Below are 24828 nucleotides of genomic sequence, written 5' to 3'. Positions count from 1 at the left end.
TCGGATACGGGCCCACCTCGGCGTTTTCGGTGCTCAGCGCACCGGAGTGCGCTTGCGCGCCGAAAACGCCGATCTGGGCCCGTCTCCTGTGCGGGTGACCGTCCGCTCTGCTCTGCATGGTGCAGAGCTGGGCGGAGGCCGCTCTACTCCGCCGCCGGGGGGCGCTTGGACTTCGCCGTCAGGCCGTATTCGTGCAGGCGGTACTGGATGGTGCGTATGCTGATGTCCAGGAGCTCGGCCGCGCGCGTCGTCGAGCCGTTCGTCGCCTCGAGCGTCGACAGGATGGCATAACGCTCTATCTCAGCCATGGTGGCGCCCGGGATCCGCAGGGCCCCCTTGGCGACGGGCGCCGCGTCGATGGGGAGGTGCTCCGCGTCGATGCGCGCGTCATCGCACAGGACGACCGCCCGCTCGATCGCGTTCTCTAGCTCCCGCACGTTCCCCGGCCACCGGTGCGCGATGAGCTTCGCCCGGGCCTCGTCGGTGAACCCCTCGATCTTGCGGTGGTTCTCCGACGCGAACCGGCGCAGGAAGTGATTCGCCAGGAGCAGCACGTCGGTGTCGCGGATGCGCAGCGGCGGCATGTCGATGTGGACGACGTTGAGCCGGTAGTAGAGGTCCTCCCGGAAGCGGCCCTCCTGCACCGCGGCCGCGAGATCGCGGTTCGTGGCCGCGATGAGCCGCACGTCGACCGTCACGGAGTCGTTCCCGCCGACGCGCTCGAACGTCCTCTCCTGGAGGACGCGGAGCAGCTTCACCTGCGTCGAGGGGGCGATCTCGCCGACCTCGTCGAGGAAGAGCGTCCCGCCGTGCGCCTGCTCGAAGCGCCCGATGCGCCGCTTGTCGGCGCCGGTGAACGCGCCGCGCTCGTGGCCGAACAGCTCGCTCTCGAGCAGGGACTCCGCGAGCGCCGCGCAGTGCAGGGTCACGAAGGGCCCCTTGGCGCGCGGGCCCTTCGCGTGGATCGCGCGCGCGAGCTCGCCCTTGCCCGTGCCGCTCTCGCCGGTGATGAGCACCGTCGCCCGCGCGCCCGCCACCTGCCGGGCCATCCGGTAGACCTTCTGCATCGCCGGGCTCGTCCCGATGAGCCCCTCCACGCCCTCGCCCTGGCGCTCTCGCAGCTGCCGTCGGAGGTTCTCCGCCTCGACCCGGAGCGCGCTCCGCTCGAGGGCGCGCTCCAGCGTGAGGAGGAGCGCGTCGAAGTCGACCGGCTTCGTCAGGTAATCCTCGGCCCCCGCCCGCATCGCCAGCACCGCCGAGGTCACGTCCCCGAACGCGGTGACGACGATCACCGGCAGCGCCGGATCCTGCTCGCGCAGCTTCCCGAGCAGCGCCACCCCATCCATCCTCGGCATCTTCAGATCCGTGATGACGACGTCCGGCGGCCGCTCCGCCGCGACCTCGACCGCCTCGACGCCGTCCGCCGCCGCGTCGACGGTATAACCCTCCTGGCGCAAGAGCTTCTCCAGCCCCGAGCGCGCGCTCGCCTCGTCGTCCACGACGAGCACCCTCGAGCTCTGCTTCTTCTCAGCGTTCATATCGTTCCTTCCGAAGATACTGTGTCCGCGAGGCGCCGCGACCCTCGTTCGGCCGCGGCGCGGCCGCGCGCGTCCCGAGGACGCCGGCGGGAGGGGCCGCGCCGCGGGCGGGGCGACGCGCGCCGCGAGCACTGTACACGGGCCCGGGCCGCAGCCGTTGCACGCGGACGCAAGCCGTTCGCAGCGTCGGGCGCGCCCCCCTGTTCAGGCCGGGGAAGGGGAGGGGGAGCTCGGCTGCGCGGAGCCGGTCAGCGCCGCGTCGACGCTGGCGCGGAGCTCGGCGCTCAGGGCCATGTAGTCGACCGGCTTGGTGTGCACCACCGCCGCGGGATCGAGCCCCCGCCCGAGCCGCGCCACGAGCTCAGGATACCCGGTGAGCAAGAACAGCGGGAGCGCCGGCCGGAGCGACCTCGCGTAGCGCGCGACCGCGATGCCGTCGGCGTGGGGCATCCGGAAATCGGTCACCAGGATGTCCGGGATCGGATGGCGGGCCAGCCGCGCGATGGCGAGCGCGCCGTCGGTGGCCAGCTCCACCCGGAAGCCGTCCTCTTCGAGCAGACGCTCGAGGAGGCGAGCGCTCCGAGCGTCGTCGTCCACGAGCAGGATCAGCGGCTGTTCGGTGTTGCGCGGTTCCACGCCCGGATCTCTACCAAGTTGCGTGCCAGCCCGTGAGGGCGGCGGGCCGCGCGCGCCGAGCAGAGCGGCGGAGGTCAGCCGGAGCGGCGCAGCGGCAGCGTCACGCGGAACAGCGTCTTCCCCGGGCGGCTCTGGAACTCGATGGTCCCCTCGTGATCGGTGACGATGCGGTGGGCGATCGCCAGCCCGAGCCCGGTGCCGTTCGGCTTCGTCGAGAAGAACGGATCGAAGATCGGCGCGTCCGGGCTCGCGATCCCGGGGCCGTCGTCCTCCACCTCGAGGACGGCGTGGCGCGGCTGCCGCCGCGCGCGGAGGGTGACCGTGCCGCCTCCGGCCGCGTCCGCCGCCTCGATCGCGTTGCGGAGCAGGTTCAGCAGGACCTGCTCGATCTTCGCGGGATCGAGGTCGAGCACGACGTCGGTCGAGGGCAGATCCACCTTCACGACGGCCTGCGCGCCGGCGCCGTCCGACGATGCCGCGACGCGCGCCGCCCGCTCGCAGAGCGGGACGACGGGCGTCGGCCGGAGGTACAGCGGCTGCGGCCGGGCGAAGTCCAGGAACTCGCTGACGAGCGCGGACAGGCGGCGGATCTCGTCGCGGACGACATGGATCGCCTCCTGCGTGTCCGGATCTTTCAGGCCGGCGCGCGCGAGCCCCCGCTCGAGGAAGGTCACGTGGAGCTGCGCGCCGTTCAGCGGGTTCCTGATCTCGTGCGCGAGGCCGGCCGCGAGGGTCCCCACGGCGGCGAGCTTCTCGCTCTGGCGCACGCGCGCGGCGAGCGCGTTCTCGTCGGTCGTGTCCTGCCCGATCGCGAACAGCACCACCTCGTCGTCGGCCGCGGAAGGGGCGTACGCGAGCTGCCAGCGCACCTCGCGGATCTTGCCGGCGCGCGTGCGGACGATGCTCTCCAGCAGATCGACGCTGGCGCGGCGGCCCGCGGCGACGTCCTCCACGAGCGCGCCGTGATCCGCGCGGATCTCCTCGGGGAGGAGCGCCTCGGCGAACGGCATCCCGAGGATGTCCTCGCGCCCGAGCCCCGTGATCCGTTCGGCTTCCCGGTTGAAGAGCCGCACGATCGCGTGCGCGTCGAGGCCCACCACGAGGACGCGGGCCAGCTCGACCGCGCTCTTGTACCGGTGCTCCGTGCGCGCGAGCGTGCGGCCGACCTCCTCGCGGTCCAGGCGCTCGGCGCGCTGCGCGCGCGCGAGGAAGTCGTCGCGGTACGTCTCGAGCATGATGGCGAGCTCGAGATCGAGCACCTTGCTCACCGCCGCCCTGACCGGGATCACCTCCGCGCCGAGCGCGCTCTCGGCGATCTCGTCGAACGCGAGCCGGATGAGCGTCATCGCCGTGAACATGTACCGCTGGGGGAGGCCCACCCGGACGTGGATCCGCCCGATCTTCGCGCTCTCGTCGAAGTACGCGCCGTCGTAGGGCCCCGTGCAGATGCGCGTCATCCAGCGGACGAGCGATCGCTTGAGCCGCTCCACCTGGTCCTCGCCGGTGAAGACGTCGTGCGCGCCCTCGTGCTCGCGGATGCGATCGTAGAACTCGTCGGCGATGCGGGGGAAGTGCGGCTCCGCGTGCGCGCGGAGCGCGGCGAGCCAGCGCTCGTCCTGCTCGCTGAAGCGGACGTACCGCTTGATCTCGTCGAAGAGCGTCTCCTGCGCGGGCACGGCGACCGTGTCTATCACGGCCCCGCTCCCGCCGAGGCGGACCAGGATCGCGCGCGCTCGATCAGCGCCGCGAGCGCCGCCTCGTCCTCGCCGCCGCGCGCGACGAGCTCCGGCGCGAGCGGCGCCTCGTAGTCGACGCCCGCGCCCGGGAGCGCGCCGAGCTCCCCGGCGCCGGCCGCGTGGTAGAGCCCCTTCGGGTCGCGCTCCCTGCAGGTCGCCGCCGCGACGTCCACGTAGACCTCGATGAGCCGCGGCGCGAGCGCGCGGGCGCGCTCCCGGTAGGCGCGGCGGTGCGCCGTCGCCGCCACGATCACGATCAACCCCTGGCGCGCGAGCAGCGCCGCGAGGCGCGCGAGCGTCTCGTAGAAATCGTCGCGAGCGCGCGGGTCGTAGCCGGGCCGCGGGACCAGGGCGTCGCGCACCTCGTCCCCGTCGAGGACGCAGCTCGCGCGGCCCTCGCCGAGCAGCGCCCGGTGCGCCCGCGCGGCCAGCGTGGATTTGCCCGACGACGGGAGCCCCGTGATCCAGACGACCCCGCCGCTCACGCGAAGAGCCTCTCGGCGTCGTCCGGATCGAAGCGCGGGGCGTCGAGGGCGCGCTCCACGAAGGAGAGCAGCGTGTCCCTCGCCCGCGCCGTGACCGCGGGGTACCACCCGGGGTTGGCCAGCACGAGCGCGCGCCACGCGAGGAACGGCGCCGCCACGTCGAGCAGCCCCGCGGCGCCGCTCCAGCCGAGGTAGACCTCCCAGAGCCGCCGCCACAGCGCGCGGAGGCCGCCCTCCCACGCGCCGGGCGCGTCCAGCGCGAAGAAGACGTAATTGAGGGCGAGGCAGGTGACGTCGTCCGCGGGATCGCCCTGGGACCCGCGGCTCGTGTCGAGCAGCGTGAGCCGCGACGCCTCGTCGAACACGATGTTGAACGGGTGGAAATCGCCGTGCGTGCGGGCCAGCCGCTGATCTCGGCCGCGGAGCTTCCATCGCCACGCCACGCAGCGCCGCTCGATCGCCTGGAGCCGCTCGGGCGGCGCGCCGGGCACGTCGTCCGGATAGCCGTCGATGATGCCGAAGATGCCTTCACCGTGGCCCACCAGATCGCGCACCGCGCGGCGGTAGCTGCCTGGCTGCGCGCCCTTCGCGCCGTGGAGGGCGATGAGGTACCTGGCGAGCGCCTCGCAGCGCGCGAGATCCTCGGGGCCCGCGCGCCGCTCCTTCGCGATCCGGCGCAGATCCGCGGCGTAGACGTCTCCCTCCGCGTACGTGGTCAGGAGATAGAACTCGCCCGCATCCCGCAGGGACAGGAAGCGACCGTCGCGCGTCAGCGAGCCGACGTCCACGACCTCGACATGCGCCGGGATCGATCCGAAGGTGTCGAAGGCGAGCAGCGCCTCCGCCGCGCGATCCGCGCGCCTGTCGTGGCCGAACGCGTCCGCGGTCGACGTGTGCAGGACCAGCTTCTGCCGGGAGCCATCGGGCCTCACCACCGTGATCCGGCGGGGTACGCCGTAGCCGGCGGCCTTCTCGGTCTGGTCGTGGCCCGAGCGGTCGTCGGGTCCGAGGGGGGTGATCTCCTCGACGCGCGCCTCGGGACACGCTGCATCGATGAGCTGGCGGACCGGGCGTGCGGGATCGGATTCAGGCAGGACCGACGGGGCGCTCATGGTCTCCTCGGATGTGGCGACGTGCTCGCGTGCCCCTGCGCGCAGCAAGAAGCAGACCGCATAGCTGACGAGCCTGCTCCGGCAGCACCTCGGGGAGCGGTCGGATCCTGGAGCTCGCGGGGCCTGCGGCGGGCTGATGAGCGCGGGCACGGCACCGGGACCGGCCGGGCGCTCGCAGGACCTGCGCCGCCGCGCGAGGCGTGCGCGGGGCCGCGCGACGTCGCGCGGCGTGAGGCGGGGCGGGATCAGCGAGTCGGGATCCCGGGCGGCGGGTGGCCGATCTGGTAAGGCCGCATCATCTCGTTGTCTTCATGCTCGAGGATGTGGCAGTGCCACACGAACCGGCCAGGCTTCTCGAACTTCGCTTTGATGCGCGTGATCTCGAGCGGCAGCGCGACGACGGTGTCCTTGAAGCCCTCCTCGCCCGCCTCGGGCGGACGCGGCGGGGGCTGCGGGAGCGGCGGGGTGGCGAACGGCTGGCGTTCGACGACCTGGAACAGGACCTCGTGGATGTGGATCGGGTGCGCATCCATGGTGAAGTTGTAGATCTCCCAGATCTCGGTCGATCCAGGGGCCGGGTTCTCCGTGATGGGATCGTCCCAGAAGAGCGCCTTCGGCGTGTTGGAGCCCGGCGGCGAGAACGTGCCCAGCACGACCGCGAGCGGGCCGGCCTCGGGGGCGCTCGCGAGGCTCAGCTCGTTGAGGGACACCCGCCGCACCGCGTCCTCGTCTCCGAGCGGCTCGAACCGCGGTAGCCTGAGCCGAGAAGGGGGCGTGCTCGTGTCCCTGCCCGTCGCCCGCACGACGCGGAACTGCATCACCTGTCCTGTCGTCGCCGGGTCGGCCGGGGGCTGCGCGCCGCCGTTGAAGGGCACGTCCGGACCGCGGTTGAGGAGGATGATCTCGGTGCCCGCGCGGGCATCGCTGAAATCCACGATCACGTCCGCGCGCTCGGCAGGGGCGAGCAACAGGGTAGCTCGCTCCACCGGGCGGGGGAGGAACCCGCTGTCCGAGCCTATCTGCCAGAACGAGCGACCATCATCCATCTTCAGGATCAAGAACCGCGAGTCGCTGCCGTTCAAGATGCGGAAGCGGTAACGCCGCTGCTCGACCTCGAGGTAAGGCCACGGCCGGCCGTTGACGACGATGACCTCGCCGAAGAACTCCGGGACCCAGATCGGCGGGAAGGGGCCATTCGGGACGTACAGGTTCGCGAGCTCGGGGGGGAGCCCGCGTGTCTTCGGGTAGAAGAGCGACCCATCGTCGTTGAAGGAGCGGTCCTGGATCACGATCGGGATCTCGTACGGCCCGCATCCATGGTTGTGGCCCGGCGGCGGCGCGGAGCCGGGGAGCACGCCGGGCGGGAGATCGCCTGGGCCGCCGCGGAGCAGGTAGAAGCCGGCCGGCCCCGCATAGACGTTGAGCCGGGTGATGCCGAGCGTGTGGTCGTGGTACCAGAGCGTCGCGGCCCGCTGGTCGTTCGGGTACTCGAACACGGCCGCGCCCCGCTCCCACAGGTCCCCGAGCGGCGACGTGCCCTGGTAATAGTCGTAGAAGGTGCCGGTCTCCGCATATCCCTCGGGGATGTCGCTCGCCGCGGGGAGGAACCAGGCTTCCGGGTAGCCGTCGCTCTCCTGCGCCACCCCGGCCATCCCATGGAGGTGCGTGACGATCGGCACCGGGCCCGGGTAGGGGCCGGGCGGGCAATCGCCAGGGAACGTGGGCCGGCTGTCGCGGCCTTCCACGCCGCCGGGCGGGTTGGCCCAGTGGAGGGTGGGGTCGACCGGGAGCAGGTGAGGGAGGAAGCGGCCGGTGGCCGGGTCCTTGAGCTCGTTGATCCACTTCACGCGCACCGGCCTTCGGTACCTCGCTTCGATGGTGAACGCGGGGTAGCTGAACGTCTCCGGGTGGTGAATCGAGCCGTAGCCCCACACCTTCGTCGGCGACAGGCCCAGCTCGGGCGGCAGGACCTGTTGCTCGAACTGCCGGACGGCGATCTCGTAGTAGTCGAATCGGGCGCAGGCGTCGTGGCGCCTGCCGGCCTTGGGCATGACGGGCGGCACGAGCAGCGGGCGGCGGTACTGGTACTGGGCGATGACGGTGCCGGCGAGGGTCGGTTCCTCGGGCGGGAGGACCGTGCACGTGTCGAGGGACGCCCTCGCCAGAACGCCGCGCCGGAGCACCAGGAGCCCGCCTGTCGCGGCCAAACCATGTTTCAGGAGCTCTCGTCGTTTCATGGAGGACACCCCATCTCCCTGGATCGCAGCCAGCGCCGTGAGCGCGGGGCATCATGACGGGCGAAGAGATTCGAGCAATCCAGGAAGCTCCGGATTCGTCGTCGCGCACGATCACGACAGGTGCTCCGGAATTACCAGCCCTCCCGCGAGGCGCGCGTACCGGCATGGATCTGGGCCCGTCCTGGGCGACGCGCCGTGCGCGCGGCTTGCGTCCTCGCTTGTTCTTGAGAGGGAGCGTGGATCGGCGGGGCGCGCGGCGCGGCTACCGTCCCGGGATGTCGTCCGGCGTCGAGCCGATCTGGTAAGGCCGCATCATCTCGTTGTCTTCATGCTCGAGGATGTGGCAGTGCCACACGAACCGGCCAGGGCTCTCGAACACCATCTTGATGCGCGTGATCTCGAACGGCAGCGCGACGACGGTGTCCTTTCGGCCCTCCTCCCCGGCCTCCGGCGGGCGCGGGGCGCCGTCGAACGGCTGGCGATCGACGATCGCGAAGTGGACCTCGTGGACGTGGATCGGGTGCGCGTCCACGGTGAAGTTGTAGATCTCCCACACCTCGGTCGATCCCAGGGCCGGGTTCTCGGTGATGGGATCGTGCCAGAAGAGCGGCCTCGCGGCGCGGGAGCGCGGAGGAGGCTCCAGCGTGCCCAGCGCGGCCACGCTCAGGCCGGCGTCGGGCCGGAGCGCGGAGCTCAGGTCGTTCAGCGACACCTGGCGCACGAGCGCCGCATCTCCGAGGGGGGCGAGCCGCGGCAGCTCGATCCGGTGCGGTGGCGTGCTCGCGTCCGCGCCGGTCGCCGGCACGACGCGGAACTGCATCACCTGCCCTGTCGTCGCCGGATCGGCGGCGGTCTGCGGGCCGCCGGTGAACGGCGCGTCCGGACCGAGGTTGAGGAGGACGAGCTCGGCGCCGGCGCGGACGCCGCTGAAATCCACGATCACGTCCGCGCGCTCGGCCGGAGCGAGCAGGAGGGTTCCGCGCTCCACAGGGGAAGGGAGGAATCCGCCGTCCGAGCCGATCTGCCAGAGCGGGAGACCGTTATCCATCTTCAGGATCAGGAACCGCGAGGCGCTGCCGTTCAGGATGCGGAAGCGGTACCGCCGCTGCTCGACCTCGAGATAGGGCCACGGCCGTCCGTTGACGACGATGACGTCGCCGAAGAACTCCGGGACCCAGATCGGCGGGATATCGCCCTTCGGGATGTACACGTCCGCGAGCTCGGGGGCGAGGCCGCGCGACGCTGGATAGAAAAGCGACCCGTCGTCGTTGAAGGAGCGGTCCTGGATCAAGAGCGGGATCTCGTACACCCTCGCTCCTGGGCGGTCTCCCGGTCGCGGGGCTGGTCCGGGCAGGACGCCCTGCGGCAGATCGTCCGGCCCGCCGCGGAGCAGGTAGAAGCCGGCCGGCCCCGCGTAGACGTTGAGCCGGGTGATGCCGAGCGTGTGGTCGTGGTACCAGAGCGTCGTGGCCCGCTGATCGTTCGGGTACTGGAACACCGCCGCGCCCGGCTCCCACAGGTCCCCGAGCGGCGACGTGCGCTGGTAGTAGTCGTAGAAGGTGCCGGTCGCCGCGTACCCCTCGGGGATGTCGGTCGCCGCGGGGAGATACCAGGCCTCGGGATAACCGTCGCTCTCTTGCCCCATCCTGGCCATCCCGTGGAGGTGCGTGACGATCGGCACCGGGCCCCGGTACGGTCCCGGCGGGCAGTCGCCAGGGAACGCGGGCCGGCTGTCGCGGCCCTGCGCCCCGCCGGGCGGGTTGGCCCAGTGCAGGGTGGGGTCGACGGGGAGCAAATGAGGGAGGAAGCGGCCGGTCGCTGGGTCCCTGAGATCGTTGATCCACTTCACGCGCACCGGCCTGCGGTACGTCGCCTCGATGGTGAACGCTGGATAGGCGAACGTCTCCGGGTGATGGACGGAGCCGTAGCTCCAGACGGTCGTCGGGGGCAAACCCAGCTCGGGTGGCAGGAGGCGCTGCTCGATCTGCCGGACGGCGATCTCGTAGGCATCGCGGCCCGCGTTGCCCGCGCCGAGCCCCCTGGCCAGGGGCATGACCTGCGGGATGAGCAACGGGCGCGTGTACCTGGGGATCGCGGCGCCGGAGAGGGTCGGGGCCGAGCCCGGGACGGCCGGACACACCCCCATGGCCGCATTCACCACGCCACCTCGCCGGAGCGCCGTGAGCCCCGTCTCGGCCGGACCTTGCTTCCGTGGCCGTCGTCGCTTCATCGAGGACATCGCGTCTCCTCGCCTCGCGCGGCGCCGCGAGGGCGCAGCATCATGACGGGCGCACGGCGCCGGTCCACGCAGGAAGCTCCGGATTCGAGGAGCCCCTGGATCACGGAGGATCGCCGTGATCGCAAGGCCCCGGCGACGCGCGGCGTTCAGCCGTGCGGAGCGGGGTCGCCTCGGACGATGCGCCGCCCACGGGCCGTGATCGAGAGGGGATGTGGTGTGCCGGTGGCCCTCCGGGCGAAGAGCCTCATTGAAGATCGCGGCCGTCGAGACGGGCGCAGGCGGGGAGGGGCGGACCCGACCCGGCTCCCCTGGCCGCCTCGCGGCGGCCGGGGCGCTCGCCGGGCCTGGGATGTCCAGCTAGGGGCCTACTTGGCCGGCCACTGGTCCTTGGGGAGGTCCTTGTAGACGTCCTCGACCTTGTGGAAGCCGTCCGCGATCACCGTCGAGGCAAGGTTTTCCTTGTCCACGGCGACCGGCGTGATGAGCACGCTCTGGACGTCCTTCTTGCCGTTGTTGACCGTCTGCGTCTTCTCGCCGACGGGCTCCTTCTTCGCCAGCTTGACGGCGAGCTCGGCGGCCTTCTCGGCGAGCAGCTTGAGCGGCTTGTAGACGGTCATGCTCTGGGTGCCTGCCGCGATCCGCTGGCAGGCGGCGAGCTCGGCGTCCTGGCCCGAGACGCCGACCTTGCCGGCGAGCTTCTGCTCGCCGAGGGCCTGGACCGCCGCGCCCGCGAGCCCGTCGTTCGACGCCACGACCGCCGCGACGTTGTTGTTGTTCTTGGTGAGGGCGTTCTCGGTGATCTTGAGCCCCTCGACCGGCTGCCAGTCCTTGGCCCACTGGTCCGCCACCGTCTTGACGTCGCCCTTGTCGATGAGCGGCTTCAGGATGTTCATCTGCCCTTCGCGGAAGAGCTTCGCGTTGTTGTCGGTCGGGGAGCCGCCGATGAGGATGTAGTTCCCCTTCGGGAACTTCTTCACGAGCGCCTCGGCCTGGAGCTCGCCGACCTTGACGTTGTCGAAGGACACGTAGAGGTCCACGTCGGAGTCGAGGATCAGCCGGTCGTACGCGATGACGGGCACGTTCTGCTTGTGCGCCGACTCGACGATGGTGGCCGTCGTCTTGGCGTTGTGGGGCACGACCACGAGCACGTCGACGCCCTGCGTGAGCAGGTTCTCCGCCTGCGAGTTCTGGAGGGCGTCGTCGCCGTTCGCGGACTGCACGAGCACCTGGGCGCCGAGCGTCTCGGCCTTCGCCTTGAACAGGTCGCGGTCGCGCTGCCACCGCTCTTCCTTGAGGGTATCCATGGAGAAGCCGATCGTGAGCTTCTCTTTCTTCTTCTCCGGACCCTTGGCCTCCGCGCTCTTGGCGGCTGTTGCCTCGGGCTTGTTCGCGCTCGCGCCGCCTTCAGACTCCGGCTTCGAGCAGCCGGCCGAGAACGCGAGGGAGAACAACGCCATGAGAAAGGTGGAGCGACGAATCAAGGTGACCTCCGCGTGAGATGAATGGGAAAGGGTCTGTGTTATGGCCGCCGGCGCTACTGCGTCGAGTTGAGCTGGTCGGCGTAGCTCATGATAAGATTCAGGGTTTCCGTGTCGTCATCGTACACCGAGTACCACCCCTGGAGCTCATGGGGCGGATCGCCGATGTAGTCGTTGCCGAGGAGCCAGTAGTCGTTGCCGTCGTCCGACGGCCTCCCGGTCCCGGCCCAGGCCCAGAAGTTGACGCCCGCGAGCTCCGGGTTCTCGACGACGGCGTCGAACATCGAGGCGTAATACTCGTTCCGCTTGGCGACCGTCGACGAGACCGGCTCGGACTTGTCGTCCCGGGCGAGCCCGAACTCCTCCACGACGATCGGCTTGTTCAGCGCCCTCGCGTGCGCGAGCTGCGCGTCGATGTACCCGTTGCTCTCGGTGATGGCGGCCAGGAGCCCCTTGTCGGCGGCGCTGTCCATCGGCAGCGACGGGTCGTACCACTCCCAGTTCTCGGGCCACACGTGGAAGGTGAGGTAATCGATGCCGGGCACGTCGTGGAACGCCTTGTAATCGCTGTTGGCGTAGTCGCCCCAGTTATAGGACAGGTCGCCCTCCGAGCCGATGGAGACGAGGTGGTTCGGGTCGATGTCCTTGATGAACTTCGCGTTCCTCTCGACCCAGAGCTTGAAGAGCGGGCCCCAGCCCTTGAACGATCGCGGCTCGTTCCCGAGCTGCCACGCCATGATCCCCGGATGGTCCTTGAGCTTCTCGATCAGGACCTTGGCCCGGCTGAAGTAGAACTCCTGGGCCTTCTTGTTGCAGAAGAACAGCGACGAGAGATCCATCTGGTCGGGCCAGGGGTTCGTGTTCGGATCGAGCGTGCCCGAGTGAGGGATGGCCCACTCGCCGATGGCCACGGCCTGGCAGTCCTGGCCTGTGCCCTGCTGGAACCGGATCGAGCCGGCGAACGGCACGTGGTGGTCCGCCGCGAGCAGGGCAGCGCCCGTCGTGGGGTGGGTCAGGCCGACCTGGTACGCGCTGAAGTCCTCTCCGCAGGAGAGGGTCGGCTGCTCGTGAGCCCACTTCATGTACTGGGGCATACCGCCGGACCAGTGCCAGAAGTCGTTCAGCGTCATCACCGCCTTCATCCCGCGGCTGTGCATCTCGTCGAGCACCGTCACCAGGTTGTCGGCGAACGCCTCGAGCTGCGCATCGGCGCACGGCTTGTCGGATGATGCCGGAAAGATCCGTTGTGGGCCGTACTGCTGATCGTTCTGCTGCGCCGCAGGGATGTCGCCCTCGCTGAGCGCCATGATCCTGAGGTTCAGGGCGCCGTGGGCCTCGAGGATGTCGAGCTCGGTGCGCAGGCGCTCGCGGCTGATGTAGGGAGCCGACCAGAAGTTCGTGCCCATATACCTGTACGGTTTCCCGTCGAGGCGCAGCTTACTACCTTCGGCGCGGACGTAGCACTTTTCCGGTTGCTGAGCGCAGTCGAGCTCCTGGCCGCCGCCGGTTCCGTCCCCGCCGCCGCCCGTGGCGTCGTTTCCGCCGGTGGCGCCGCTTCCGCCGCCGCCTGTGGCGTCGCTCCCGCCGGTGGCGCCGCTTCCGCCGCCGCCGGTGCTGCCGGACCCGCCCGTGCCGCCGGAGGGCGTGGGGTCCGCCGGGTCGGAGGAGGAGCATGCGGCGAGGGAGAGCAAACCCAAAGCGAGCAAGAAGGTCTTCTTCATGGTCGGTTCCTCATGTGGTTCGAGTGTCGTTCCTCACGGATCGCTGAGCCTTGCAGCCCGGAGCGCCCGTCCGGTTCGCAGGGATCTGCCGAGCTGCTGCGCCACCGTCGCGGGGTGGCATCGCCGGCGGCACCGGTGAGCTCCCGCGGATTCCGCGACGATACAAATCTCCGCTCCGGGTGGTCGCTCGCGCGCCGGCGTGGCTCGTGGCAGACCACTTAAACGGTTCAGCGTCAACAGGGAACAGGTCGGCCGGTGTGGCGCCTTTCGCAGGGTGCGTCTCCGGGCGCGCCGGGGGGATTCCAGGCTAGACTGGGCGGGTGTGAGCCGATCCGCCGGGCGGCGGCTCCGTGGAGGACGGGGGATGTCGCCGAGCTTGATCCTGTTCGCTGTGCCGGCCTTCTTCGCGCTCATCGGCGTCGAGCTCTGGCTCTGCCGCCGCCGCGGGCGCCCCGACTACCGCTTCTCCGACGCGCTCGCCAACCTCTCGTGCGGGGTCGGGCAGCAGGTCATCGTCTCCGTCGTGAGCGGCGGCGTGCTCGTCTATCTGTTCCTGTTCGAGCGCGCCGCGCTCGCGCGGCTGCCGGAGGGCGCGCCGTGGAGCTGGGCGGCCTGCTTCGTCGCGGTCGACTTCTGCTACTACTGGGCGCACCGCGCGAGCCATCGGGTGAACTTCATGTGGGCCGCGCACGCGGTCCATCACCAGAGCGAGGACTACAACCTCTCGGTCGCGCTGCGCCAGAGCTGGCTTCAGCGGGCCCTCTACTGGCCATTCTTCTGGCCGCTCGCCGTGCTCGGCTTCCCGCCGGGGATGGTCGTCACGACGTATACGCTGAACATCCTCTATCAGTTCTGGATTCACACGCAGCTCGTCGGCCGCCTCGGTCCGCTGGAGTGGGTGCTGAACACGCCATCTCATCACCGCGTGCACCACGGCGTCGACTCCGCGTATCTCGACAGGAACCACGGCGGCGTGCTCATCGTCTGGGATCGGCTGTTCGGCACCTTCTGCGCCGAGGGGGCGCCCCCGCGGTACGGCGTGGTCCAGCCGCTCGCCAGCTTCAGCGCGCTGCGCGCCAACGTCGACCCGTGGCGGAGGCTCGCGCGCATGGCGGCGGCGGAGCCGCGCCTCTCCGGCAAGCTGCTCGTCTGGTTCCGGCCGCCGGAGTGGCGGTCCACGGCGACTTCGCCCGACGAGGGCCCGCTGCGCACCGACCCGGATTACGTCCTTCACGACGTGGCGCGCCCCGGCCGGGCGCGCGCGCTCGCCGCGGCGCTCTTCCTCGCGGCGCTGCTCGGCGCGATCGCGTACCTCTACGCGTCGCCGCACATGGCCGCGGGCCCGCTGTGGGCAGGGGCGGCCGTCCTCCTCGCGGCGCTCGCGGCGGTCGGAGCGCTGCTCGACGGGCCGACGAGCCTGGCGGCGCAGGGCGGGGCGGCGCTAGAGCCCTCGTCGTCCTGCGGCGCCCCCCTCGTCGACCCACGCGCGCGCTAGCTCGAGCGTGCGTGCGTTCTCCTCGACGCGCTGGAGGAACTGGTCGCGCCGCGCGGCATCGTCGAGCTGGGCGGCGACGTCGAGGAGCCTCGTCCGGGCGTGCGCGATGGCGGTCCGCGCCGCCGGGAGGTCGCCCGCCGCATACAGCGCCTCGGCGTGGACAAGGCGGGTGAACGCCGCGCCCTCCTCGACCATGCCCAGCCGATCGAGCAACGCGACCGCCGCGCGCGCCTCGGCGAGCGCCTCGGAGGTCTCGCCGCGCGCGAGCAGCACGGCCGCCAGCGTCGCCCGCGCCAGCACGACGAGCGGACCTATCCTCTCCAGCTGAGCCACGGCGCCCCGGGCCTCGGCCTCGGCGCCGGCGAGATCGCCCGCGCGCAGCAGACACCCGGCGAGGTAGGTGCGCGACGCGCCCGCGAGCCGGCGATCCCCCTGCGCCTCCAGGAACGCGATGGCCTTCCTCAGGGCCTCGCGCGCCTCGTCGAGCGCGCCCTGACGGCAGAGGGGCGCGCCGAGGGTGCTCCACGCGACCGCCATGCAGCCGTCGAGGCCCATGCGCTCGGCGTCCGCGAGCGCGGCGCGGAGGATGGCCTCCGCCTCGGCGTACGCGCCGAGCTGGTGCTCCTGGAAGCCGAGATCGAGCCGGCAGAAGCAGGCCAGGCGCAGGTTCCCCGCGCGCTCGTGGGAGGCGACCGAGCTCGCGAACAGCGCCCGGCCCGAGCCGTATCGGCCCGCGTACAGCTCGCGCCAGCCGCGCTCGCGGAGGACGAGCCCGCTCACGGCCGGATCGTCGCAGAAGCGCTCGGCCGCGGCGTCGATGAGCGCCTGGAGCGGCGTGGCGTGCGCGTAGAGGCCGCTGATCGTCAGGTAGAGCGCCGTCCCCGCGGACGCCGCCAGGAGCGGGCCCGTCGCGCCCTCTCCGGTCCAGGCGTCCGCGAGATCGCCGCTGAGGCTTGCGAGGCGATCGTGCTGCCCCAGCCGGGCCAGCACGATCGCGGCCTCGCGCACGGCGGCGTACCAGGGCGCGCTGCGCCGGGGCAGCTCCTCCACCGCCATGGTCGCCCAGCGCGCGGCCTCGACGAGCTCGCCGCGCCAGTGGTGCGCCTCGGCCCGGTGCAGGAGGACCTCGCCCCGCGCCTCGCCGCTGATCCCGAGCTCGATGGCGCGCCCGGTCCACGAGAGCACCACGACGAGGTCGTTCGCGGCGAGCGCCTGCGCCGCGGCCTGATGGTAGAACGCGGCGGCGCGCAGCGGCTCGCCGCCCCGATCGAAGTGCTCGGCGATCACCGCGGCCGAGGGCTCGGCCGCGCGCTGGAGCCACTCGCCGGCGAGCCGGTGGCCGAGCGCGCGATCCTGGTCGGTGAGCATCCCGTAAGCCGCCTCGCGCACGAGCGCGTGGCGGAAGACGAGCTCCCGCTCCCCCTCGAACCTCGCCTCGTCGCGCGCGCCGATCCATTCCAGCCGCTCGAGGCGATCGAGGTGATCCGCGAGCCCGGAGACGCCGCCGGGGCCTCCGAGCAGCGCCTCCACCGCGCCGCGCCAGAACACCCGCCCGAAGATGCTCGCCGCGCGCAGCACCTGCCGCGCCGCGCTGTCGAGGCGCTCCAGCCGGGATTGCACCATCGCCAGCACGGTCTCCGGAAGCGCGTCCTGGCTCCCCTCGGAGGTCGCCCGGATGAGCTCCTCCAGGTAAAACGCGTTGCCGTCGGCCTGCGCCACGAGCTGCGTCACGGTCTCGGCGCTCACCCTATCGCCGAGGACCTGCCGCACGAGCCGCGCGCCCGCCCGGGGGCTCAGCTCCTTGAGCCGCAGCTCCTGGAGATCCCTGTGGGCCCAGAGCCCGGGGAACAGCGTGTACACCTCGGGGCGCGCCAGGGCGAGCACCAGGAGGGGCTGGTCCACGAGCCGGCGCAGCGCGTCGTTGATGAACTGGACCGTGGGCAGGTCGCCCCAGTGCAGGTCCTCCAGCACGAGGAGGAGCGGCTGCGCGGCGCACGCGGCGGAGGCGAAATCGAGCCAGGCCCTGCGCATCTGATCGCCCATCAGCGGGGCGTCCTTGCGGGCGGCGCGGAGCGGCGCGCTGTCCTCGTCGGGGAACGGCGTGCCCAGGAGCTCGCCGAGGAACTCCGCAACGCGCTGCGCGTCGGCCGCGCGGACGCGCTCGGTCACCCGCGCGAGCAGCTTCTCCCGGCGCGCCTCGATCGGCTCTCGGTCGCGGATCCCGCACGCGCCCTGGAGGGCCTGCCGCAGCATCCCGAACGGGGCGCCCTTGCGGAGCGGGTCGCCGCGGCCGATCCAGACCGCGACGGGCTCGTCGCGCTGCCGGACGCGGCGGATGATCTCGTAGGCGAGGCGCGACTTGCCTATCCCCGCCGGCGCGGTGACGAGCACGGCGCGCGCCCGCGACTCCTCGATGCTCCCGGCGAGGAGGGCCTCGAGGGTGGCCATCTCCCAGTCGCGCCCGACGCAGGCCGTGGGCCTGCCGAGCAGCATGCGCGCGCCGCGGGCGAGCGGCTCCTCGCCTCGGAGCCACAGGCCCGCCTCCGTCTCGACGACCTCGAAGCGGGCGTCGAGCAGCGCGGCGGTCACCTCGTCGATGGCGATGGGCGCGATGGGCGCCCCGCGGCCAGCCGCCGGCGCGCCCGGGAGCGCCGCCGCGGGCTGCGCCAGCATCCGGACGGCGCGGTCGATCACGTCGCCGACGGGCCGGCCGCCCGTGACCTCCACGCGGCCGGTCGTGAGGACCACCGGACGGTCCCCGCTGGCGGCGCGGAGCAGGAGCGCGCAGCGAGCTGCCTGCGTGGCCTGATCCGTCGCCACGCCTGCTCCCAGGAGGATCACCAGGATCGACCCGTCCGCCAGGAGCTCCAGGCACGCGCCGAGCGCCTCGATCTCCCGGCGCAGCTCCGGCGACACGACAGCGACCAGGGTCTCCGAGTCGGCCCTCGCCGGGCAGGCGGCGACCCGCGGCGCCGGCCCCATCATCACCACCGAGAGCACCCGCCGCTCCTTGCGGGTCAGCGAGGACTGGCGGGTCGGGTTCGAGCGCGGCGTCGACGGCGCGCTCGACAGCGGCGAGACGCCCATGGCCTCGAGCGCCGCGGCGATCTCCGCGCCGTCGCGGGGGCGATCGTCCGGGTCCTTGGCGAGCATCCGGGCGCAGAGCGCGTCGAGGGCGGGGGGGACGTCGGGGCAGAGGGAGCTCACCCGCGGCACCTCGTCGAGGAGGATCTTCGCGAGGACGGCCATCAGGTGAGCGCCGCAGAAGGCCGGCTGGCCCGTGAGGCACTCGAACAGCACGCAGCCGAGCGCGAAGACGTCGGCGCGCGTGTCGACGTCCTGCCCGCTCCGGGCCTGCTCTGGCGCCATGTACGCGGGGGTCCCGACGAAGGCGCCTGTCCGCGTGAGCCGCGTGGCCTCGGGGAGCCCGGCGATGCCGAAGTCGAGCAGCTTCACGCGCGCGGCGTCGCCGTTCACCAGGAACAGGTTGCTCGGCTTGAGATCGCGGTGGACGATGCCGCGCGCGTGGACCGCCGCGAGCGCGGCGGCGGCGCCCACCGCGAGCGCGAGCGCCTCGTCCACGGTGAGCACCTGGCGCTGGAGCCGCTGCTCGAGATCCTCGCCATCGAGCCACTCCATGGCGAGCCACGGCGCGCCCGAGGCGCCGAGCCCGTGCGCGACGTAGCGCACGATACCTGGGCACGACAGCTCTGCGAGCACCCTGGACTCGCGAGAGAGGCGCGATTCGTCGCCGGTCCTCTGTTCATCGAGGCACACTTTGATGGCCACGAGCACGCCCGAGCGCCGATCGATCGCTTGGAAGACCGCCCCCATGCCGCCGGCGCACGCCTGGCTCACGATCTCGAAGCGGTCTCCGAGCACTTCCCCTGGTTGCATCACCTCGAGTATCGGCGCCCTCGACCGTGAAAGTCCACGGCGAGCGCCAGGGCTCGCCGCCGAGGCCGACCGGCGCGGAGGTGCGGAGCGTCGCCCCCTTCTCAACGGACAGCGCCGCCGCCGTCCGTCCAGCAGGGGCGATGGCCCATCGGACGATTTCTTGTGAAGGATCCTGAGTCGTCTGTCCCCTCAAAGCCTGTCGCTGTTCCCCGAGACCGGTGTTCTGATCCTCCGTGAGCAGCTCGGATCGGGGGACAACCTCTCTGACGCGGCGGGGGCGGCGTGCGCCGGCGCCGCGCCGCGCCTGGCTCTGCTCCATCGCCCCGCCGGGGGCGGAGCCGGGTCGACGTGGACGAGCGCTCGCAGGCTGTGGAGCATGTATAAGGAGGCCCCTTCGATGGGTGGGTAAGCCGTTGATCGGGCGTCGCTTTCCAGGGAGAGCGGATTGCATGATTCAAAGAACGTTCTGCGACCTGGGGGCAGACCGCTGCTGACTGTCGGATGGTCGATGCGCCGTGAACGACGCGGGCCCGCCCCGGGCAGCGGCTGCCTCGACGAGCGTGTCCCTCCGCGCATCGCTGGCCCGCTGGGCAACAGGCAACGCCCCTTGCCAGATGGACAGGACCGAGGCCGCCCCGCCCCCGGCTCCGGCTCGCACCGCGAGCGATTTGCGCCCTGGCGATGACAACCGGTCACAAGGCTGCTCCGTCGCTGCCGGCGCGGCCCCGTCCCGTCGGAGCGCGGTGCACGGTGCGTGCCAGCAAGCCGCGCAGCAGCGGCCAGAGGGGCCAGAGGGGCTAGAGCCGGTAGAGCCGCCTGACGTGGAGCACCAGGGCGGCAGCGACAATCCCAAACAATTCAAAAAATTCGAACATCAACTTGCCACCGAACCCCGACTTGCTATATCTTACATGAAGTATGATGCGCCTAGCTCTCGGATATTCTTCATCTTTGTAGCAGAGCAACCGCATTCGAGGCGCGCGTCTTCTGTCTCTGTGTCACCTGCTTGGCTGGTAGAAAGCCGCGAAGAATTTCCTGCTCAAGGCCGCTGCACATCCTAGCTGAATTGGCTCTCGACGAACCGTCGAGATGGCGCGAATCAATGGGTTCGCTGGACTGGTTGGTATTGTCATTGTCACGAGTTGGCGATTCGTCCTGAGCGACGAGCGCCACCCCATGGCCTTGATCGGGCGGAGCCTGACGATTCCATGCCTCGTCGAGCTCTGGTCCGCTGCGCTCGTGTGATTTGGGCTCGAGGTCCCGAATCGGCGCCCGACGGCGGAGATTCATTCGGCATAGGGTCGATGTCCTGAAGTGAGAGGGAGCAGTCCATCGTGAACAAGAACATTCTATCTGGCGCTGCCTTGGTAGCAGCCATTTTCGTTGGTATTGCCGCAGGGGCTCCCAGCACCACCTACGGTGCGACGACCTCCGTTGGCGTTCCCGCTATCGACGTATCAGAGCTCACGATCGCGAAGGTGCAGTGGGCGTACATGATGCGCCATTACACGGCGGAGGCTCTGACGAACGCCTACCTCTCGAGGATCTCGCAGTACGAGTCCTCCTACAACGCGTTCACCTCGTTCAACCCGAACGCCGTCGCCCAGGCGCGCGAGATCGACAGGAAGCGGAGGAGCGGCGTGGCCCTCGGCCCCCTGGCCGGGATCCCCGTCGTCATCAAGGAGTCGATGGATCACGTCGGCTTGCCGTCGACGGCGGGCTGGGCTCCGCTCAGCGCGCAGGTCGCCGGCGGTGTCGATCTGTTGCCCATCAAGAACTCCGTCGTCGTCGATCGGTTGATCGCCGCCGGGGCCATCATCCTCGGGAAGACGAACATCCCGGCCTTCAGCGACGACGGCACCCGAGCGAACAGCAGCTGGGCGGGGCCCACCTACAACGCCGTGGATCCGACCCTGGTGCCGGGGGCGAGCAGCAGCGGTACGGCCACGGCGGTGGCCGGCAACTTCGCCGTGCTTGGCCTCGCGGAGGAGACGGGCGGATCGATCCAGAACCCTGCGGCCGCGCAGAGCCTCGTCGGCATCAAGCCGACGTTCGCCCTCGTCCCCACGACCGGCGTCGTGCCCCTGGCCGCCAGCACGAGGGACGTGGTGGGCCCGATCGCGCGGACTGTCCGCGACGCGGCCGTGGTGATGGATGTCCTCGCGGGCTACTCCCCGGAGGACCCCAAGACGAGCCTCTCCAATGGACACCTGCCCGTGGGCGGCTACACGAGCCGGCTGAGCAAGACCGCCCTCTGCGGAAAGCGAATCGGCCTGTATGGCCCGGGGTGGCGCCACGGCGGCCTGTCTCCTGAGACGCAGGCGCTCTACGAGCAAGCGATCGAGGAGCTGGAGGACCAGGGCGCGATCGTCGTCGAAGATCCCTTCGCCGGCAGCGGCTTCGCCGATCTGGCCTTGCCCGATGAGCCCTATGACATGCGAGGGACGGAGTCTGTGGCCTACGACTTCCAGCGCTACCTCAAGGGGGTGAAGGTCGGCGGCACCATCGTCGGCTCGATCGACGGACTGGCGGCCTTCACGGGGATATCTCCGTTCGATCCGGTCGACGGTCCGCTGTCCTGGTATATCGACAAGCTCCCCGTGCTGGCCTCCTCGCTGCTCTTCCCCGAGGCCGCGCCCGATCTGTCGGGCTTCTGGGCCCTGCGCGACCAGTACGTGAACGTCTTCGACTCCGTGATGACGGTGAACGATCTGGACGGCCTCGCGTTTCCGCAGACCTACGACACGCTGCCGGAGCTGTCTGGCTCGGACACCTATCCCGCGACGACGGAGTCCGCGATCAACATCGCGGGCTTGCCTGGGGTGGTCGTGCCCGCTGGTCAATACAGCGACGGGGCTCCCTTCAGCCTGATCTTCGTCGGCCCCCGCTGGAGCGAGGCTGAGCTGCTGGGGTTCGCCTACGATTACGAGCAGGCGACTGAACACAGGATCGAAGCTCAGCTGACGTCGTGGTGAGCTCGCGCCTCGCACCTCCGGCGCTGCCGGGGGTGCGAGGGACGAGCGTGGGCGGCACGGCCCTCACGGGCCGCAGCCGGCCGGCTCATGCCCGAGGGCGAGAGCGTCGTACCCGCGGGCCCTGGAGTGAACGCGGCCCGGCGGGCGGCTCGAGGTCGACCGGGCTTCGACCCCGCGACGATCGAGGCGCGTGGGGTGGCTCAGCCCTCATCGTTGACGATGTGCCGTGAGACGCCAGGAAGCCGGCGGCACACCCGGGGGCATGATGCCAGGGCGTCAAGGCGCATGCTGGCACATCCGCGGCACACATTGCGTGTCACACCGCCATTTGCCGTGATTTCTGTTGGCCGTCACGTTGGCGCTGGTCATGCAGTGGTGGACGCCATGAAGACAAAGAACGCTTCCATGCTGGTTGTCCTGGCGCCCCTCCTGCTGGCCGCCTGTAACGTGAGCTTCATCGAAGGCGCGACGGACGACGGCGGCGCGAACGACCCCGCCGAGCTGCCGGTCGAGAGCGGTTCGAACGACCCCGCCGCTCCGCCGGTCGAGAGCGGCTCGATCGACACGGCGGGCAGCGGCAGCTCCGGGGGCGACGCGGAGCCAGGTGATGCGTTGCCGGCCGTCGCCTTGACGCGCGCTCAGATGGACGTGCTCTGGGACCGGTACTGGGAGAGCCAGGGTGACGTCGGAGGCAGCAGCGGGTCGGGCGGCGGCGACGGCCCGGCGCTCGATCCCGACGACCTCTTCCTTCGTGCCTCGGATCTGGGGGTCTCGTGCGGCTCCCCGACCACGCAACTCCGCTGCGGCGGGCACTGGCAATTGAGCATCGTGCTGCCCAGCGCCTACCAGCAGGTCGGCGTCTACGATCTCGAGGATCCAGCGCTCATCAGCTATAGCCACATGAGCGAGACGGGCGAGCCCTACTCTCCGCGGCCGGACGACTGCCCGTGGGGAGGCGGGTCGTTCGGGCCGGGCACGCTCGAGATCCTCTCCATCGACAACGCCGAAGTGCGCTTCCGTCTCACCGTAGGCTCGCTCTGGGACACCGATCCCAGCGGCGAGTACACAGCTCCGCGTTGCCCCTGAGGCGCAGGCGTCCTCGGTCGGTCCAGTGTGGGTCTCTTCCGGTTTTCCGCCGAACGTGGCGAGGGGACCGTCCATGTGCGGGATGGCCAGTCGGACCGAGACAGGGCCATTCCGGTGAACCATCGAGCCGAGTGCGTCAGGCGCGTCACGTTGTCCTCGAGGCCGTGCGCGCTCGCGGCTGAGCCGGTGGGGGGCGGGCTCGGCGATGGCGGCTTCGCTGAGCTCGCCGTCGGTGCTCGGAGCACATCGGAGCTGGCAGGCTCGAGCGCTCGGGTGACCGGGATGACCTGATGACAGCGTGCGAGCGGGGGGGCGAAGCCGCTTCCGTTCGCGCTCGCGTTGCTCCAAGGAGCCGCGCGCGCTGCCCCTGACGAGGATGCCATGAACACGGCTCCACGGGGTAGCATCCAAGTGTTCATCAACTGGAGGTCCCATGCGCGATTCTCGTACGCTGATCAGCTTCGCCGCCGCATCGCTCCTGTCGCTCACGGCCGCGGCTGCGCTGGCCCAGGAGACGCCGCTTCTTTACCTCTCGAGCCCGCGCCCGCACACCGTCATTTCCGGGAACGTGCCGCTCGACGTGAGGTGTTTCGCGACATCGACCCAGGAGTGCCAGCGCCTTTGCGTGGAGGTCCGAGGCCGGACGCAGACGGCGAGCGCTTGCGTCGACCGCACGCCGAGCACGCCGCCGGGGACGTTGATGCTCCTCACACGCCCCTTCCCGGCGTTCGAATCGGGGGAAGAGCTCACGCTCACGATCTCCGGCGGTGTGAGCGCCGGCAGCACCTCGTTCTCGGCGACCTACGGACCTCTCTACATCGAGCGCAGCCCGAAGCTCGTCGCGGTGCATCGCGTCCAGGGCGCGATCCTCGATTTCGACGCCGATCGTGTCCTGTTCCTGAATCAGCTCCAGCCGCTCGGCATCCTCGACCGCGCCTCGCAGCAGGTGAGCTGGCTCGCGACGCTACCGCAGGATCCGCCCGGGAGCACCCCCACCTACGGCGCGCTCACGCCGTCGGGAGCCGCGATCCAGTCCGGGTACGGTCGCATCTTCACGTCGGTCAACGGCGTGTGGACCAGGATCACTTCAGGCCGGCTGGACGCGGTGAACGGCGACTCGCTGGTGTGGGTCACGGAGGACGGGGGCGGGGCGTACGCGCACACGCTATCGACCGGGCGCAGCCGGGGCATCTGGAGCCGGACGGGCAGCGACTCGCCGTTCCAGGCCGACATCGCGGCCTCCGGCGACATCTTTTACGCAACGTACGAAGAGCCGTTCATCCGCCACCTGCTCGTGGGCACCCTCGGAGATCACCCGGGCAACCTGGAGCGGCCCATCACCGACGGGACGAACGTCGCCGGCCGGTGGTCGGACGGGAGCACGAGCTCGAGCTTCCTGTACACGGCGGATGGCGAAGAGGTGGCGCTCGGCGACTCGATCGCTGGCGACCCCGCGGGGCTGCTCCTGCACGCGGGGCACGCCGGGTTCCTGAGGAGCGACGGCGATGTGAACCAGGTGTGGCTGCGGACCCCGGACGGCGAGCTGCACCAGCTCAGCTCCTTCGAGACCTCGAGCCAGTTCGATCAGCAGAAGCTCCGGATCGGCCACGACGGCATCAGCGATTCTGGCGAGGTGGTGTTTCTCAACGAGGGAAAGCGTTACATCGGCCGCCCGGGCGCCCCGCCCGAGGAGATCAGCAGCGCGCTCGGCCACGCGCGCTGGTTCGACGGGAGCTGGTATGTGACGCTCGGCAACACGCTGTTCCGGGTCGAGGCGGCCGGCGCCGCAGCGCCGCCGGTCGCTGCGCTGCGAGCCGGCTCGAAGGGCCTGGAGGGCGACTACAAGGAGGTCGTCGTCCGGCCGATCGCCGACGAGGCGCTGGAGGAGGAGCCGGCGCTGCTGAGGCGCCACGGGTCCGACGCTTTGCCGGCTCTGTCGGACCTCGAAGAGGCGACCGGTCTCGCCGGCGACGCGCCCGACGGTGCGCAGGCGGCGGCCGGGTGCAGCGCCGGCGGCTCGGCGGGCCCGGGCGGCGGCGGCGCCGCTGCGTTCGCCGCGCTCGCGGGCCTCGCGCTCGCGCGGCGGCGCCGGCGGGCGTAGCAAGCCACGCGCGCGGAGCGCCGAAGGCGCCGTGGAGGGCCTGGTTCCGGAGCGGGTGACCGCGGCTCTGGCGACACGGTGTCGAGCATCCT

14 protein-coding genes are annotated in these 24828 nt (G+C 70.9%); 4 read left to right on the top strand and 10 right to left on the bottom strand.

Annotated elements, in window-relative coordinates:
* Positions 1 to 143 precede the first annotated feature (143 nt).
* From POL72_RS10585 to POL72_RS10545, 9 genes are all read right to left on the bottom strand, one after another.
* The gene (locus POL72_RS10585) at positions 144 to 1538 is read right to left on the bottom strand and encodes a sigma-54-dependent transcriptional regulator (RefSeq protein WP_272094956.1); all 1395 of its coding nucleotides are present in this window, start codon (positions 1536 to 1538) and stop codon (positions 144 to 146) included.
* Positions 1539 to 1742: 204 nt separating this feature from the next.
* Entirely contained in the window at positions 1743 to 2174 is a 432-nt protein-coding gene (locus tag POL72_RS10580) for a response regulator (RefSeq protein WP_272094955.1), read from the bottom strand.
* Between the two features lie 74 nt (positions 2175 to 2248).
* A complete protein-coding gene (locus POL72_RS10575; RefSeq protein WP_272094953.1) occupies positions 2249 to 3868 on the bottom strand; it encodes a protoglobin domain-containing protein in 1620 nt (539 codons plus the stop codon).
* The gene (locus POL72_RS10570) at positions 3865 to 4395 is read right to left on the bottom strand and encodes an adenylyl-sulfate kinase (RefSeq protein WP_272094951.1); all 531 of its coding nucleotides are present in this window, start codon (positions 4393 to 4395) and stop codon (positions 3865 to 3867) included. Before POL72_RS10570 ends, POL72_RS10575 begins: the two co-directional genes overlap by 4 nt.
* Positions 4392 to 5507, bottom strand: coding sequence for a phosphotransferase (locus tag POL72_RS10565; protein ID WP_272094950.1), 1116 nt, complete (start codon positions 5505 to 5507; stop codon positions 4392 to 4394). The genes POL72_RS10570 and POL72_RS10565 overlap by 4 nt, the downstream gene beginning before the upstream one ends.
* A gap of 245 nt (positions 5508 to 5752) precedes the next feature.
* Positions 5753 to 7744 (bottom strand): multicopper oxidase family protein, encoded by a 1992-nt coding sequence (locus tag POL72_RS10560; protein WP_272094949.1) that lies wholly within the window; start codon positions 7742 to 7744, stop codon positions 5753 to 5755.
* 262 nt (positions 7745 to 8006) lie between these two features.
* Positions 8007 to 9974: a multicopper oxidase family protein gene (locus POL72_RS10555; protein WP_276596415.1), complete on the bottom strand. Its 1968-nt coding sequence runs from the start codon at positions 9972 to 9974 to the stop codon at positions 8007 to 8009.
* 374 nt (positions 9975 to 10348) lie between these two features.
* On the bottom strand, positions 10349 to 11440 hold the full coding sequence (xylF, locus tag POL72_RS10550; protein WP_272094948.1) for a D-xylose ABC transporter substrate-binding protein: 1092 nt from the start codon (positions 11438 to 11440) through the stop codon (positions 10349 to 10351).
* 77 nt (positions 11441 to 11517) lie between these two features.
* Positions 11518 to 13182: a glycoside hydrolase 5 family protein gene (locus tag POL72_RS10545; RefSeq protein ID WP_272094947.1), complete on the bottom strand. Its 1665-nt coding sequence runs from the start codon at positions 13180 to 13182 to the stop codon at positions 11518 to 11520.
* Positions 13183 to 13546: 364 nt separating this feature from the next.
* Here POL72_RS10545 and POL72_RS10540 point away from each other — a divergent pair, with 364 nt between their 5' ends.
* The gene (locus tag POL72_RS10540) at positions 13547 to 14677 is read left to right on the top strand and encodes a sterol desaturase family protein (RefSeq protein ID WP_272094946.1); all 1131 of its coding nucleotides are present in this window, start codon (positions 13547 to 13549) and stop codon (positions 14675 to 14677) included.
* On the opposite strand, the gene POL72_RS10535 is transcribed toward POL72_RS10540, so the two are convergent.
* A complete protein-coding gene (locus tag POL72_RS10535; protein WP_272094945.1) occupies positions 14624 to 18574 on the bottom strand; it encodes a serine/threonine-protein kinase in 3951 nt (1316 codons plus the stop codon). The two genes, POL72_RS10540 and POL72_RS10535, sit on opposite strands and share 54 nt — an antisense overlap.
* 1493 nt (positions 18575 to 20067) lie before the next feature.
* On the opposite strand from POL72_RS10535, the gene POL72_RS10530 reads away from it, so the two are divergent.
* The 3 genes from POL72_RS10530 to POL72_RS10520 all read left to right on the top strand — a co-directional run bounded on the left by POL72_RS10530 (position 20068) and on the right by POL72_RS10520 (position 24736).
* Positions 20068 to 21549, top strand: coding sequence for an amidase (locus tag POL72_RS10530; RefSeq protein WP_272094944.1), 1482 nt, complete (start codon positions 20068 to 20070; stop codon positions 21547 to 21549).
* A gap of 384 nt (positions 21550 to 21933) precedes the next feature.
* Positions 21934 to 22635, top strand: coding sequence for a hypothetical protein (locus tag POL72_RS10525; RefSeq protein WP_272094943.1), 702 nt, complete (start codon positions 21934 to 21936; stop codon positions 22633 to 22635).
* A 433-nt stretch (positions 22636 to 23068) separates the two neighbouring features.
* Positions 23069 to 24736, top strand: coding sequence for an MYXO-CTERM sorting domain-containing protein (locus tag POL72_RS10520; RefSeq protein ID WP_272094942.1), 1668 nt, complete (start codon positions 23069 to 23071; stop codon positions 24734 to 24736).
* The last annotated feature ends 92 nt before the right edge of the window (positions 24737 to 24828 follow it).

The organism is Sorangium aterium, from assembly GCF_028368935.1.
GTDB classification, from domain to species: Bacteria; Myxococcota_A; Polyangia; order Polyangiales; family Polyangiaceae; genus Sorangium; species Sorangium atrum.
Note: the sequence above shows the minus strand (reverse complement) of the source record. Positions and strands in the feature narration are given on the sequence as shown.

What these genes read in the sequence shown, in the direction of transcription:
- POL72_RS10555 (WP_276596415.1), bottom strand. Translation starts at nt 9,974, where the DNA reads ATGAAGCGACGACGGCCACGGAAGCAAGGTCCGGCCGAGACGGGGCTC.
- POL72_RS10545 (WP_272094947.1), bottom strand. Translation starts at nt 13,182, where the DNA reads ATGAAGAAGACCTTCTTGCTCGCTTTGGGTTTGCTCTCCCTCGCCGCA.
- POL72_RS10540 (WP_272094946.1), top strand. Translation starts at nt 13,547, where the DNA reads ATGTCGCCGAGCTTGATCCTGTTCGCTGTGCCGGCCTTCTTCGCGCTC.
- POL72_RS10530 (WP_272094944.1), top strand. Translation starts at nt 20,068, where the DNA reads ATGATGCGCCATTACACGGCGGAGGCTCTGACGAACGCCTACCTCTCG.
- POL72_RS10520 (WP_272094942.1), top strand. Translation starts at nt 23,069, where the DNA reads ATGCGCGATTCTCGTACGCTGATCAGCTTCGCCGCCGCATCGCTCCTG.
- POL72_RS10525 (WP_272094943.1), top strand. Translation starts at nt 21,934, where the DNA reads ATGAAGACAAAGAACGCTTCCATGCTGGTTGTCCTGGCGCCCCTCCTG.
- xylF (WP_272094948.1), bottom strand. Translation starts at nt 11,440, where the DNA reads ATGGCGTTGTTCTCCCTCGCGTTCTCGGCCGGCTGCTCGAAGCCGGAG.
- POL72_RS10535 (WP_272094945.1), bottom strand. Translation starts at nt 18,574, where the DNA reads ATGCAACCAGGGGAAGTGCTCGGAGACCGCTTCGAGATCGTGAGCCAG.
- POL72_RS10560 (WP_272094949.1), bottom strand. Translation starts at nt 7,744, where the DNA reads ATGAAACGACGAGAGCTCCTGAAACATGGTTTGGCCGCGACAGGCGGG.
- POL72_RS10565 (WP_272094950.1), bottom strand. Translation starts at nt 5,507, where the DNA reads ATGAGCGCCCCGTCGGTCCTGCCTGAATCCGATCCCGCACGCCCGGTC.
- POL72_RS10585 (WP_272094956.1), bottom strand. Translation starts at nt 1,538, where the DNA reads ATGAACGCTGAGAAGAAGCAGAGCTCGAGGGTGCTCGTCGTGGACGAC.